This is a genomic window from Nonomuraea sp. NPDC005650, from assembly GCF_040605375.1.
In the GTDB taxonomy this organism is placed as follows: Bacteria; Actinomycetota; Actinomycetes; order Streptosporangiales; family Streptosporangiaceae; genus Nonomuraea.
The window spans coordinates 15,468-28,324 of sequence record NZ_JBEXCR010000055.1 but is presented as its reverse complement, the minus strand read 5'-3'; the positions used below and the strand labels follow the sequence as shown (position 1 = coordinate 28,324).

Below are 12,857 nucleotides of genomic sequence, written 5' to 3'. Positions count from 1 at the left end.
AGTGCCGATGCCCTCGAAGGGTGTCAAGAGTCGCGTAAGGAGCGGCTAAGCCGATGGCCCGGATGATCGGCGAAGCCTGATGACGGCCTTATCGATCGAGGTGGGGACAGGGCTCCATGCGGGAAACCGGCTTCACCAGCCGAGTTCGTCGCAGCCTTCGTGGTTGACGGGCTCGACCTGCAGGGTGGCGTGGGCCACGCCGTGGCGCCGGCGTAGCACCTCGCGGGCCTGGTCCAGCACGGCGTGGTTGTCGTTCTGGTCGGTGGTGACGAGGTGGGCGGTGGCGACGTTCATGCCGGAGGTGAGGGTCCACAGGTGCAGGTCGTGCACGTCGCGCACGCCCTCGATCGCGGCCAGGTCCCGCGCGACCGTGGTCGCGTCCATGCCTTCGGGCACGTGCTGGCCGAGCACGGCGAAGACCTGACGGCCGAGCGAGATCGCCCGTACGGCGACGAAGACGCCGATGGCCAGGGCGACGACGGTGTCCCAGAACGTCTGGCCGGTGGTGGAGACCAGCCAGCCCGCGACGATGACCCCGACGGATCCGGCCGTGTCGGCGACGACCTCCAGGTAGGCGCCCTTGACGTTGAGGCTCTCGCTCGCGCCCGAGCGCAGCAGCAACAGGGCCACGACGTTCACGATCAGGCCGATGGCGCCGACGACGAGCATGGGGCCGGAGGAGACCTCGGCTGGTTCGCCGATGCGCCCCACGGCCTCGGCGACCACGTACAGGGCGACGCCCAGCATCAGCACGACGGCCAGAAGGGACGCGAACACCTCGGCCCGGTAGGAGCCGTAGCTGCGCCTTCCCGTGGTGTCCGGACGGGTGGCGATCCTGGTCGCGACCAGCGCCGCGCCGAGGGTGACGACGTCGGCGGCCATGTGCCCGGCGTCGGACATCAGCGCCAGCGAGCCGGAGATCAGGCCGTAGGCGAGCTCGACGAGGAAGAAGGAGCCGATGAGCGCGAAGGAGACCGCCAGGCGCCAGCGGTGGCGGCTGCCCGCGTGTCCGTGTCCGTGCCCGGCGCCCATCAGGTGGTTCCGTCGCGTTCGGGGTGGATGGCGTCGGTGTGCTCGGTGTGGGCGAGTGCCAGGTCGAGCAGCATTCGTACGTGCGGGTCTTCCAGGCGGTAGTAGGCCATCCGGCCGGCGCGGCGGGCGGCGACGATGCGGTGGGCACGCAGCAGCCGCAGCGCGTGGGAGACGGCCGATTCGCTCTGGCCGGTCACCGCGGCCAGGTCGCACACGCACAGCTCGCCGTCCAGGAGGGCGACCAGCAGGCGCAGCCGGTTCGGGTCGGACAGCAGCCCGAAGACGTCGGCCGTGTCGGTCAGGTCCTCGGCGGCGGGCATGCGCTCGCACACGGCGGCCACCCGCTCCGCGTCCACCACCTTGACCGCGCACCCGTCCATCATCAACACGCGCTCATCTGAAGACTCATTCATATAATGAAGATAGGGTGCTGCCTGGAGGTCGTGTCAAGCGCCCGTTTTGTTGGCTGATGTCGTGGAGTGTCAGCCCTTTGATGCGGCACCGGCCCCACCGCGGCAGGGCGCGGGGCCGCTTCGCCAGGCCGGAAGAAGCGCCTCAGTGGCCGGTGTGACCGTCGCTGACCGCCATCTCGTCGGGGCGGAGGGCGTGGTGGGTGGGGCCGTGAGGGTCGGCGCAGTGTTGTGTGAGCTGTTGCGGGCTGTCGGGGGTGGCGTGGTCGACCTGCAGGGTGGTGTGGGTGATGCCGTGGCTGTCGCGGAGGAGCTCTTCGATGGCCAGGCGGGCGGCGTGGCAGTCGGCGCCGGGGGTGACCAGGACGTGTGCCGACAGGGCGGCGTATCCGGAGGTGACCTCCCAGATGTGCAGGTCGTGTACTTCGACCACGTTGTCCAGGGCGGCGATCTGGCGGCCGACCTCGGCGGGGTTGACCTCGGCCGGGGCGGCTTCCATGAATACCCGTCCGGCGTCGCGGACCAGGCCCCATCCGGCCTTGAGCATGAGGGCGGCGACGATCAGCGCGGCGATGGCGTCGGCGCGGCCCCAGCCGGTGAGCCAGACGACCAGGCCGGCCAGGGTGGTGGCGATGAAGGCGTACAGGTCGTTGAGGATGTGCTGGAAGGCGCCTTCGACGTTGAGGCTGGAGCGGTTGGCCTTGGACAGGAGCCAGGTGGCGACGAGGTTGACGGCGATGCCGGCCAGCCCGGTGATGACCACGTACAGGCCCTCGACCTGGGGCGGGTCGATCAGGCGGTGGATGCCCTCGTAGGTGAAGTAGACGGCGAGCAGGAGCAGCGTGATGCCGTTGACCTGGGCTGAGATGATCTCGGCGCGTTTGAGGCCGTAAGTGTAGCCGCCGCGGGGCGGGCGGGCCGCGATGCGCATGGCGATGAGCGCGAGGACGATCGCCATCGCGTCGGTGAGCATGTGGCCGGCGTCGGAGATCAGTGCCAGCGATTGGGCGATCACACCGATCACCACTTCGACGGCCATGAAGCCGACGATCAATGCCAGCGCGCCGCCCAGCTGCCGGCGATCGGCATCCGCACTGACCCCATGCCCGTGACCATGCCCATGACCGGGACCGTGCCCATGACCGTGGTCGTGAGAGTGACGTTCAGGCATCCGCGGAGCTCCTCGGGGGGTGGGTGACGTGGGTGATGGCCACTTGCGGCAGGTTACGTACGTGGGCGTCGGCAAGCCGGCCGGCACGCCGTGCCCGCGCGATCCGACGGCCGTGCGACATCCGCAACGCGTGCGAGACCGCGGCGGATCGCCTCTCGGCGGCCGGACCGTCGTCGGCCTCAACACCTGATGGGATGTTCATATATACAGATGCTCTCCGTTGTGGCGCGCCGGGTCAAGCCTCTACGCATGAATATCTGATCAGATGTTTAAGCGGGCTGTAATGAGTCAACTACATTGCGTAGAAGTTGCAGGCTGGGCGGTCAGGGTCCGGCCTGTGCCGTACCGGGTTCCTGTAACCCCGTACGGCCACGCGCACAGGAAGGGTTCACGCAATGAGAAGTGTCCACACCGCCACCGCCACCGCCATGATCGCCGCGGCCGCTGGATGCCTGGCGCTGACCGGGCTGCCGGCCCAGGCCACCTCCGCTCGGCTCACCCCACCGGCCACGGCCGGATCGTGCCGCTACGAGCTCAACCATCTGGCGCCCGGCGAATCGATCCCCGTTCACTCCGCACCCCGGCGGAACGCGCGTGTCCTCGGGCAGCTCCGCTCCGGTGCGGGTGTCATCGCCGGAGCCTGCGCCGGTAAGGGCGGCTGGCTGCACGTCACGACCCCGGCCGGGATCCGTGGCTGGGCATCAGGGCATCACCTACGCAAACTGCCCACCGGCACCGGCGGCTCAGCCAGGATGGGCACGCCCGCGGGAGCCTGCCGCTACAGCGTGACCGGGGTGCGCCGCATCAGCCACCTCAACGTCCGCTCCGGCGCCGGTCTCCGCTATCGCCCCATCGCCGCGCTGAAGGCCGGCGCCCACGCCATCGCCGGGACCTGCGCCGGCAGGCGCGGCTGGCTGCGGGTCACCACCCCCGCCGGGGTACACGGCTGGGCCTGGAACGGCTATCTGCGCAAGAGCGCCACCGTCAGCCCCCGCTCCGCCACGTAGAAGGCGCCTGTCCCGAGAGGAACGACGATGACCGGACCACACGCTCACCACCACCACCATGACGACACCGCCTGCGCCGAGGACACCACGCACGGCACCGGCGACTGTGCCGCCGAGTGCGCCGACGTCGAGGTCCACGCGGCCGAGCAGGGCCAGGGCCCGGACTGCGGCCCGGGGCACTGCCACGACGAGCACGACGCCGCCTCGCACTAGCCGGTGATGCCGGCCTGCCGCCCGGCGGTCACACCGTTACCCCGCTCCCGCGGCTGATCCGTGGTCCTGGCGACAGGCGTCCTTGGGCGGCGTCGCCAGGACCACGCCCGCCGCCCCGTCGAGTCATGGCCACGAGCCGACGGCGAAAGGTTGCACAGTCACCATGCATGCCGAGCACGAAGAACACGACCACGGCCCTCATCTTCCCCACAGCCACGCCGGCCCCGACGACCCCACCTCACCATCGCTTCAGGCGGTCATGCCCGGCCAGTTCGCCCTGCTGACCGCCGCCGCGGTGCACCACCAGGTCTTCACCGTGGTGCGGTTGCGCGGCGGCTACGACCTGGCCGAAGTGGACGCCTTCCTGTCCCGGGTGGAGACCACCCTCAGCCTGCTCTGGCGGGACAACGCCCAGTTGCGCGAGCGCCTGGCCGCCGAGGCCGCCGCGCCATCGGATGCGTCCGCCGGCGCGGAGGCGCTGGCCGCGGCGCGCCGAAGCGCCGAGGAGACCATCGCCGCCGCCCAGAACGAAGCCCGTCAGATCCTCGCCGAGGCCGAGCAGAGGCAGCGGGAGGTCGCGGCGACCGCCGACGCGCTGACCCAGGCCGCCCGCAAGACCATCGACGAACAGATCGACCAGCTCGCGATCGCCCTCACCGACCAGGGCAGGCACTTGCAGCACACCCTGCACGACCGGGTCGCCCAGCTGCGGGCCGTACTGGAAGACCTCACCACGCCCGGCCACGGCGCGCACGAGGCCCCACCGGTGCCCGTACGGCCGGCCACGGCGCCGCTGCGCACGCCCGGCGCGCCCGACCACCTCCCCAGCCCCTGACAGACGTTTGATCCCCGGTGCCCACGGTCACCGTGCGATCGCCGAAATGCCCGAACTTCGCCGGAAAGGCCGTGCCATGTTCGTGCCGCCCGGGGGACTGGCGCCCCTGCACACCCTGGCCCTGTACGACCTGGGCCCGAAAGACATCACGCTGGATGTCGCCCTGCCTGCCTGGACCACGTGGGTCGCCGTCGTCATGGTCGCCTCGTCCACGCTGGCCGGCGCGTATCTGGCCCGCCGCAACAGCGCCAGGATCAGCATCTGGCTGGCCGTCGCCTCGGCGTTGATGCTCATCACCGCCCTGGTCGACCTGCTGCCCGACGCCTGGGAGGAGGCCGACGCCACCGGCGTGCCGATCTGGGTGGTGGGCCTGGCGGGGGTGTTCGGGTTCGCGGTCATCACGTTCTTCACCCGCAAGGGATGCGGTCACAGTCACGACGACGGCGCCGCAGGCGGCGGACGCCATGCGCCGGGCCTGCACCGCCGGGTCAAGCGGGCGGTCAGCGCCGCGGTCTACGGCGGGGTCGGGACCGCCGCCGCGCTGTCCCTGCACCGCATGATCGAGGGCGCCACCCTGGCGCTGGTCGCCTCCGCCGTCGTGGTGGCCGCCCTGGTGATCCACTCGGCCAGCGAAGGGCTGGCCCTGACCGCCCTGCTCGACCTCGCGCGCAGGCGCGCGGCCCCCTGGCTGGCCCTGTCCTGCCTGGCCCCGGCCGCCGGTGTCGTCCTGGCCACCCTGGCGCCCCTGCCCGCCCAGAGCGTGCCGATCCTGCTCGGCATGGTCACCGGCGTACTGTTGCGCACCGCCGTCATCGGGCTCACCATCGCCCGCGACAGCCGGCGCCTGTCCCGGCGCCACCTCGTCATCGCCGGCACCGTCGTGGCCGGCATCGGCGGCCTGTTGATCACCACGCAGACCGTGCTCGCGGGCGGGCCGCCCCGGCCGACTCTGCCGATCGCCGCCGCCCACGGCGTCACCCCGGCCCCCGTCCCTCGCCCCGGCATGCCCGGCCCGCCCGCGGCACCGGCCCGGCAGCTGACGACGACCCAGCTACGCGCCGCCATCACCGGCGGGCAGCTCAGCCTCGAACAACTGCTCGCCCGCCGCGACCCGGCCACCATCAGCGCCGACGCCGCCACCCTGCTGCGCGCCCTGCCCGAGCACAGCCCCGAGCAGATCACCCAGACACTGCGCCAGGCCAAGATCGGCACCGGCACCGCCATCGGCGACCTCACCCTGCGCCAGCGCCATCTCCTGCTCAGCGCGCTGAGCGACGAGCCGGGTTCGCAACACCGGTGAGGCGGACGGCACGGATCGACGCCATCCCCCCGCGGGCCGGCCAGATCGCTTCCGCGCAACCCATCCACCTCAGTGCACACACCACGACGCGAGAGGACGGCGACGATGCGGCTCGGCACCCTGGAGCGATCGATCATGCAAGCCCTGTGGGAGCATCCCGAGGGCGTCTTCGCCAACCGCCTGGCGGCCATCCTGCCCTCCGGGCCGGCCACCACGACCGTGCTGACCGTCCTGGTACGCCTGTCGCACAAGGGCCTGGTCGCCCGCGAACGCGTCGGCCGCGCCCACCTCTACAAGGCCACCGCCACCAAGGACGCCTTCGTCGCCGAGGTCATGCGCGCCGCCCTCAACGAGGCCGGCGACCTGGAGGCGGCCGCGCAGCGCTTCGTGGGCACCGTGACCCCGCAGGTGGCGGCGGCCCTGCTCGAAGCCCTCGGCGAACGCGACGGGTCCGCCTCATGATCGCCTGGCTGGTTCCCCCCGGGATCGCGCTCCTTCCGGTGGCGCTCGGCGACCGCGCCGCCCGCGCGCTGGCCGGCGCGCCCTGGACACATCGCTGCCCCCGCGCCGCGCTCGTACTCTGGCAGGCGGCCGGGCTGGCCGCCGGACTGGGCGCGATCTGCGTCGGACTGGTGGCCGGGGTCGCGCCGCTGGCCGCGCTCTTCCCCCACGGCGTGCACACCCTGGCCCGCCATCTCGTCACCGGCCACGGCCTGGACGGTCTCGGCCCGCCGCAACTGCTCGCCCTGCTGCTGTCGACGGCCCTGCCGATCTGGCTGCTGGCGCACACCATCCACGCCACCGCCGGCATCGCGCGCGAGCGGCGCCGCCAACGGCTGCTGATCGACATCGTCGCCGACCATCACCCCGGCCATGATGTCTACGTCCTGCCCAGCAGCAAGAAGGCCGCCTACTGCGTGCCGGGCAGACACCACCGCGTCGTCGTGAGCCAGGGCACCCTGGACCTGCTCACCACCAGCGAACTCCAAGCCGTGCTGCGCCACGAGCACGCGCACGCCCGCGGCCACCACGACCTGGCGCTGCTGCCCTTCCTCGCCCTCACCCACGCCTTCCCCCGCCTGTCCGCCGCACACACCGCCCGCCACGCGGTGGCCGTGCTCCTGGAGATGATCGCCGACGACCACGCCCGCCAGGCCCACGGCGACCTGCCGCTGGCCCGCGCCCTCGTCCGGATGGCCGGCCACGACGACGGCCCGCGACCCGCGCCCTTCACCCTGACCGACACCGGCACCGCCGAACGCCTCCAGCGCCTGCTGACGCGGCGCGCGCACACCCCGTGGGTGCCCGCCACCGCCTACGCCACGGCCATGCTGCTGCTGGGCGGCCCGGTCACGGTGCTCCTCGCCCCGCTCATCTTCGTCACCACCTGACCGGTCCACCCGGCGCGGGTCGCCCTTCCACCCGAGGCAGGACGGAGGGCGATACCCCGTGCCGGTAAGGTGAAGCCGTGCCTGTCTGGGGGGATGAGTCATGAGCGGGAGGAACGCGTTCGCCGCGGTCCTGCCGAAACTCGTGCTCGTGGCCGCCGTGCTGCTGGGCGTCGGGCTCAGCTACGCCACCGCGCACTACTGCGCGGCCTCCCACACCGCGGTCGGCGCCTGCGCCTCCATGGGGAGCGACGATCATCCCGGCATGAGCGCGGGCCACGAGTCCGTCGGCGCCGATCACGGCCCTGTCGTGTTGTGCCTGGCCGCGCTGGTCGCAGTGGTCGTCGTGTTCGTGCTGGCCCTGTTCGGCCTCGGCCGGCCGAACGCCGTCGGCGGCTCGGGCACGCGGCGCCCGAGGAGGCTGCCCGCGGTGCGCGGGTCGCCGCCACTGTACGCGCTCTCCCTCCAACGGGTGGCGGTTCTGCGGACGTAGGAGTCCTCCGCGCCGGGCTGAGCCCGGCGCCAAGGAGTCCCGTCCGTTTCGAACCGTGAGTGATTCATGACATCCATCGATCGACGGTTCTTCCTGCGTGCCGGCGTGGCCGCAGTGGGAGGAGCCGTGTTGTCGGCGTGCTCGGCGAGCGAGAGCACCGCTTTTGTCCAGCCCGGTGGGGCGCAGGTCCGGGCCGCCGAAGCCGCCCGGCGCCCCGGCTCCGTACGGGAGTTCCGGCTGCTCGCCCATGAGGGGCGAGCCGACCTCGGCGGGCCGACCGTGCGGACCTGGCTGTACGGCGATCGCCTGCCCGGCCAGGCGATCCGCGTCGCCAAGGGGGAGGTGGTCCGGGCCAGGCTCGTCAACCGGCTGCCGAAGGAGACGACCGTGCACTGGCACGGCCTGGCGTTGCGCAACGACGCCGACGGCGTGCCGGGCGTGACCCAGCGGCCCGTTCCGCCCGGTGGCGAGCACCTCTACGAGTTCACCGCCGCGCATCCGGGGACCTACTGGTTCCATCCGCACCATGGCACGCAGCTCGACCGCGGCCTTTACGCGCCGCTGATCGTCGAGGATCCGGCCGAGCCGCTCGGCTACGACGAGGAATGGGTCGTCGTCCTGGACGACTGGATGGACGGCGTGACCGGCACCCCTGACGACGTGCTGGCGGAGCTGACCTCGATGGCGGGCATGACGGCCGGCGGCGGACACGACGGCCACGGCGGCATGGCCATGCCGACGACGCCCACGCCCACGATGCCCACGCCGACCACGTCGGCGAAGTGGCCGCACATGATGATGAACGCCGAGAGCGACCTGCTCGGCGGAGACGCCGGCGACGTCTACTACCCGCATTTCCTGATCAACGGGCGGGTGGCCGCCGCGCCCGAGACGTTCACCGCCAAGCCGGGTGCCCGGGTGCGCATCAGGCTGATCAACGCCGGTGGCGACACCGCGTTCCGGGTGGCGCTGGGCGGCCACCGGCTGACCGTCACCCACACCGACGGCTTCCCGGTGGAGCCGGTCGAGACCGACGCGCTGCTGCTCGGCATGGGCGAACGCTACGACGTGCTGGTCACCCTCAAGGACGGCGCCTTTCCCCTGGTCGCGCTGGCGGAAGGCAAGCGGGGGCTGGCCCGTGCCCTGGTCCGCACCGCCAAGAGCGCCAGAACCCCGCTGGCGGACGCCCGGCCCGACGAGCTGAACAGCCGCATCGTCGGCTACGACCAGCTGAAACCCGCGCAGGCCGTACGGCTGCCACAGCGGGCCGCGGACCGGACGATCACCCTGAAACTCACCGGAACCATGGCCAAGTACGACTGGGCCATCAACGGCAGGAAATATGACCCGAAGGTCATCGAGCCGATCAGGTCCGGGGAACGGGTCAGGCTCTCGTTCGTCAACCAGAGCCTGATGTGGCACCCCATGCACCTGCACGGCCACACCTTCGCCCTGGCGCGGACCGGCCTCAGGAAGGACACCGCGATCGTGCTCCCGGGCGCGACCCTCGACGTCGACTTCGACGCCGACAACCCCGGCCTGTGGATGATCCACTGCCACAACGTCTACCACGCCGAGGCCGGGATGATGAGCCTGCTCGGCTACCAGGCCTGAAAGGGACCCGCGCGATGATCAAGAAACTGGGACCGGCGCTCGCCCTGGCCGTCGGCCTGACGGCGTGCGGCGCGGGCGAACCGGCCGCCGCCCCTTCCGCCCGGCCCTCCGACGTGGGGGTCGGGCACGTTCACGGCCTGGGGATGGACCCCGCGACCGGCAAGACCTACGTCGCGGGCCACTTCGGCCTGTTCACCCTGGAGAACGGGAAGCTCGTCAAGGTGGGGGACCGGGACGCCGACCACATGGGGTTCACGGTCGCCGGCCCGAAGACCTTCTACGCCAGCGGTCACCCCGCCGCCGCCGACATCACCTCCGGCGAGCCGCCGCACCTCGGGCTGATCCGCTCCACCGACTCCGGCCTCACCTGGGAGCAGGTGGCGCTGGCGGGCAAGGCCGACTTCCACGCCCTGCAGGTCGCGGGGACGACGGCCTACGGGTACGACAGCCAGACCGGCCAGATCTGGCGCGGGCAGGGGGCCGACCTCAAGCCGGCCGCCCGGCTTGACCTGCTCGACCTCGCCGCCGGCGCCGATGCGCCCGACCGCCTCTACGCCACGACGCCCGACGGGGTGAAGGTCAGCGCCGACTCCGGCAAGACCTTCGAAGCTCTGAAGGGAGCCCCGCTGCTGTCGTTCCTGGACGTGGTGGGCAAGGATCGGCTGGTCGGCGTGGACCCGGGCGGCCAGGTGCAGGCCAGCGCCGATCGAGGAGCGACCTGGCAGCCGGCCGGCCGCCTGCCCATGCAGGCCGTCGCCTTCACCGCCGTGTCCGCCGACCGTCTCCTGGCCGCCGCCATGGACGGCACGGTCTACGAGTCGACGAACGGCGGCAAGGACTTCACGACCGTCCACCAGCCCTGAGAAGGGGCGAGGCCGCCCCGGACGCGAGGTCAGCGGGCCGGCCAGGTCCTGCGGCGGGGAAATCAGCTGAGCGACCCCGCCGCAGGCCTGGCCGACGGCCGCTCAGTCGCTTGTCTCCTCAGCTCTGTGCCCCCGTTTCGACCGGCACGGCGCGGGGCGTAGCGGGTGAGGGGGTCGGGGGTTCCGGCAGTTGGTCATGGTCGACCAGGCCGGTGGATTCCAGGTAGGTCATGTGGCGCATGACGAAGTTCATGCCTTCTCCGGCGAACTTCCTGATCTCGGAGTTACGGGTGCCGGATCGCACCGCGGCCAGGGTGCTGAAGACCTTTCCGTGGGCGGCGCGCAGCAGGTTCGCGTAGTCCCTGTCGAAGGCGGGGCCGCTCTCCGCCGCCAGCTGGGCCATCCAGCTCTGCTGGTCGGCGTTGGGCTCGGCGGGCAGCGCGACGCCCAGCTTCTTCGCGGTCTGGCGGGTCATCAGGTCCAGCTTCGCGTGTTCGTTCATGATCTGCCTGCCGACCTCCTTGACCCGCTGGGACTCGGCGCGGGTCTGGGCGTACTCGCCCACGGGCATCTCCCACAGGCCCGCCTGCCGCACCTTGATGAGCAGGTCACGGTCCGCCGCCGTGAGGGGGCCTGATGGCGTCTGCGTCGCCGCGAGGGCGGCGGGATCGTTCGAGGGCGGCATGACCAGCACGATCGTCGCCGCGGCGGCCACCACGAAGCCGGCGAGCATGAACAGCTCGCCGCGGAGCAACCTCTTCACGGTCCGGGGCATGCCTGTTTCTTCGGCCATGTTCAGGCTCCCGGCAACACGAGGATGGTGATGGTCGTCATCGTCGGCGTACCTCCACTTGACGCTTGCGGTTCCTTCGGAGGTACGCGAGCCCGGCCCAACAAGTTCGACCGCATGTAGAAATCTCTAGGGATCATGCCGAAATCGAGCTATCATCGCAATATGGCAATCAATGATGGCGGCGGGCGCTGTGTGAGCGCCGACATCGCCGCGGGGATCCCACCGGCGGCGGCTTTGTTCCATTCCCTGGCCGACGAGACGCGGCTGCGCATCGTGCAGCGGCTCGCGCGTGGTGAGGCGCGGGTGGTGGACCTGACCGCCGAGCTGGGGCTGGCCCAGTCCACCGTGTCCAAGCACCTGGCCTGCCTGCGCGACTGTCACCTGATCGACTATCGGGCCGAAGGCCGCCAGTCCTTCTACTCCCTGACCCGGCCCGAGCTGATGGACCTGCTCGCCTCGGCCGAGCAACTGCTGGCCGCCACCGGCCACGAGGTCGCCCTCCGCCCCGCCCCCGGCCAGGCGGAGGAGGCGGTGTCGTGACCGCGCTGAACCTGGGCCCGGCACCGGCTCGTCGCGCCGTGCTCCAGCGCCGGATCCGGCTGCTGGTCGCCGCGACCATCACCTACAACGTGATCGAGGCCGCCGTCGCCATCACCGCCGGCACCGTCGCCTCCTCCGCGGCGCTGATCGGCTTCGGTCTCGACTCGATCGTCGAGGTCGCCTCGGCCGCCGCGGTGGCCTGGCAGTTCTCCACCGCCGACCACGAGCGCCGCGAGAAAGCCGCGCTGCGCGTCATCGCGATCTCCTTCTTCGCCCTGGCCGCCTACGTCACCTTCGACGCCGTGCGCGCCCTGTTCGGTGTGGGCGAGGCCGAGCACTCCACCCCCGGCCTGATCCTGGCCGCGCTGTCGCTGGTGATCATGCCGTTCCTGTCGCGGGCCCAGCGCCGCGCGGGCCGCGAACTCGGCTCCGCCAGCGCGGTGGCCGACTCCAAGCAGACGCTGCTGTGCACCTACCTGTCGGCGGTGCTGCTCGTCGGGCTGGCGCTCAACAGCCTGTTCGGCTGGTCCTGGGCCGACCCGATCGCCGCCCTGGTCATCGCCGCCGTCGCGGTCAAGGAGGGCCGCGAAGCCTGGCGCGGAGACGCCTGCTGCGCCGTCCCCGCCGCCTCGGCCGCCGAGCCCGACGGCTGCGCGGACGGCTGCTGCCCGACCGGCAAGGAGGACCCTCGGTGATCGGCCGCCGGATGCCCGTCCGCGTGCGGGCCGCCTACCGCGGTGAGATGCGCGCGGCCCGTGCCGCGACCGGCGACGATGCCCGCTGGCGGCACCTGGAGCGGGCGCACATCATCTCCCAGCCCTGGCCGTGGCCGCACACTCGCAACCACCTCGCCATGTTCGCCCTGGCTGTGGCCCGGCGCGACCGGCGCGAGGCGCTCGGCCAGGTCGTACGGATCATCGTGGCCGCACCCGGCTCCGCCCTGGGCCGCTACCCCGAGGGCAGCACCGGCCGCGCCACCGTCGGCCTCACTCAGCCCATGCCCGTCCCCGAGGACCTGGCCGCGCTGTTGCGGGCCGCCTGATCGGGTGGAGGAGGAGCCGCCGCACGGCGGCGAATCCTGTGCTGTTACTGTCAAAAAGCCTCTTGACGGATACGGTCCCGCCGATGCAATCTCTTGGTAACAACTAGTCATATGAACATATGTGACTATGTAGGTCTTGAGGTGCTCTTTTGGGCA

Annotated in this window: 16 protein-coding genes; 12 read left to right on the top strand and 4 right to left on the bottom strand. The window is 71.6% G+C overall.

Going from position 1 to position 12,857, the window contains the following annotated elements; genetic code table 11:
* Nucleotides 1–132 precede the first annotated feature (132 nt).
* From ABZS69_RS56840 to ABZS69_RS56830, 3 genes are all read right to left on the bottom strand, one after another.
* The gene (locus ABZS69_RS56840) at nucleotides 133–1,032 is read right to left on the bottom strand and encodes a cation diffusion facilitator family transporter (protein ID WP_355389982.1); all 900 of its coding nucleotides are present in this window, start codon (nucleotides 1,030–1,032) and stop codon (nucleotides 133–135) included.
* A complete protein-coding gene (locus ABZS69_RS56835; RefSeq protein ID WP_355389980.1) occupies nucleotides 1,032–1,445 on the bottom strand; it encodes a metalloregulator ArsR/SmtB family transcription factor in 414 nt (137 codons plus the stop codon). Before ABZS69_RS56835 ends, ABZS69_RS56840 begins: the two co-directional genes overlap by 1 nt.
* A gap of 142 nt (nucleotides 1,446–1,587) precedes the next feature.
* Nucleotides 1,588–2,613, bottom strand: coding sequence for a cation diffusion facilitator family transporter (locus ABZS69_RS56830; protein ID WP_355389979.1), 1,026 nt, complete (start codon nucleotides 2,611–2,613; stop codon nucleotides 1,588–1,590).
* 395 nt (nucleotides 2,614–3,008) lie between these two features.
* Between ABZS69_RS56830 and ABZS69_RS56825 the strand changes: the two genes are divergently transcribed.
* The 9 genes from ABZS69_RS56825 (at nucleotide 3,009) to ABZS69_RS56785 (ending at nucleotide 10,326) form a co-directional block, all read left to right on the top strand.
* Nucleotides 3,009–3,620 (top strand): SH3 domain-containing protein, encoded by a 612-nt coding sequence (locus ABZS69_RS56825; protein ID WP_355389978.1) that lies wholly within the window; start codon nucleotides 3,009–3,011, stop codon nucleotides 3,618–3,620.
* 27 nt (nucleotides 3,621–3,647) lie between these two features.
* On the top strand, nucleotides 3,648–3,833 hold the full coding sequence (locus tag ABZS69_RS56820) for a hypothetical protein (RefSeq protein WP_355389976.1): 186 nt from the start codon (nucleotides 3,648–3,650) through the stop codon (nucleotides 3,831–3,833).
* A gap of 163 nt (nucleotides 3,834–3,996) precedes the next feature.
* Nucleotides 3,997–4,668 carry a DivIVA domain-containing protein gene (locus tag ABZS69_RS56815; protein WP_355389974.1) on the top strand — a complete coding sequence of 224 codons (672 nt, stop codon included), beginning with the start codon at nucleotides 3,997–3,999 and terminating at the stop codon, nucleotides 4,666–4,668.
* A gap of 46 nt (nucleotides 4,669–4,714) precedes the next feature.
* Nucleotides 4,715–5,968 (top strand): hypothetical protein, encoded by a 1,254-nt coding sequence (locus ABZS69_RS56810; RefSeq protein ID WP_355389973.1) that lies wholly within the window; start codon nucleotides 4,715–4,717, stop codon nucleotides 5,966–5,968.
* Nucleotides 5,969–6,073: 105 nt separating this feature from the next.
* A complete protein-coding gene (locus ABZS69_RS56805) occupies nucleotides 6,074–6,430 on the top strand; it encodes a BlaI/MecI/CopY family transcriptional regulator (RefSeq protein ID WP_355389971.1) in 357 nt (118 codons plus the stop codon).
* Nucleotides 6,427–7,359, top strand: coding sequence for a M56 family metallopeptidase (locus ABZS69_RS56800; RefSeq protein WP_355389969.1), 933 nt, complete (start codon nucleotides 6,427–6,429; stop codon nucleotides 7,357–7,359). Before ABZS69_RS56805 ends, ABZS69_RS56800 begins: the two co-directional genes overlap by 4 nt.
* Before the next feature lie 100 nt (nucleotides 7,360–7,459).
* Nucleotides 7,460–7,849, top strand: a complete 390-nt coding sequence (locus ABZS69_RS56795) for a hypothetical protein (protein ID WP_355389967.1) — start codon at nucleotides 7,460–7,462, stop codon at nucleotides 7,847–7,849.
* A gap of 66 nt (nucleotides 7,850–7,915) precedes the next feature.
* Nucleotides 7,916–9,463 carry a multicopper oxidase family protein gene (locus ABZS69_RS56790; RefSeq protein WP_355389965.1) on the top strand — a complete coding sequence of 516 codons (1,548 nt, stop codon included), beginning with the start codon at nucleotides 7,916–7,918 and terminating at the stop codon, nucleotides 9,461–9,463.
* 14 nt (nucleotides 9,464–9,477) lie between these two features.
* Nucleotides 9,478–10,326, top strand: a complete 849-nt coding sequence (locus ABZS69_RS56785; protein WP_355389963.1) for a F510_1955 family glycosylhydrolase — start codon at nucleotides 9,478–9,480, stop codon at nucleotides 10,324–10,326.
* Nucleotides 10,327–10,444: 118 nt separating this feature from the next.
* Here the strand turns inward: ABZS69_RS56785 and ABZS69_RS56780 are convergent, their stop codons facing one another.
* A complete protein-coding gene (locus ABZS69_RS56780; RefSeq protein WP_355389961.1) occupies nucleotides 10,445–11,089 on the bottom strand; it encodes a DUF4142 domain-containing protein in 645 nt (214 codons plus the stop codon).
* Between the two features lie 192 nt (nucleotides 11,090–11,281).
* Here ABZS69_RS56780 and ABZS69_RS56775 point away from each other — a divergent pair, with 192 nt between their 5' ends.
* From ABZS69_RS56775 to ABZS69_RS56765, 3 genes are read left to right on the top strand one after another with little or no spacing between them, the layout of a single operon-like run.
* Complete coding sequence (locus ABZS69_RS56775; RefSeq protein WP_355389959.1) at nucleotides 11,282–11,659, top strand: metalloregulator ArsR/SmtB family transcription factor; 378 nt, start codon at nucleotides 11,282–11,284, stop codon at nucleotides 11,657–11,659.
* Nucleotides 11,656–12,354 carry a cation transporter gene (locus ABZS69_RS56770; RefSeq protein ID WP_355389958.1) on the top strand — a complete coding sequence of 233 codons (699 nt, stop codon included), beginning with the start codon at nucleotides 11,656–11,658 and terminating at the stop codon, nucleotides 12,352–12,354. Before ABZS69_RS56775 ends, ABZS69_RS56770 begins: the two co-directional genes overlap by 4 nt.
* Entirely contained in the window at nucleotides 12,351–12,701 is a 351-nt protein-coding gene (locus tag ABZS69_RS56765) for a DUF3703 domain-containing protein (RefSeq protein ID WP_355389956.1), read from the top strand. The genes ABZS69_RS56770 and ABZS69_RS56765 overlap by 4 nt, the downstream gene beginning before the upstream one ends.
* Nucleotides 12,702–12,857: the final 156 nt, after the last annotated feature.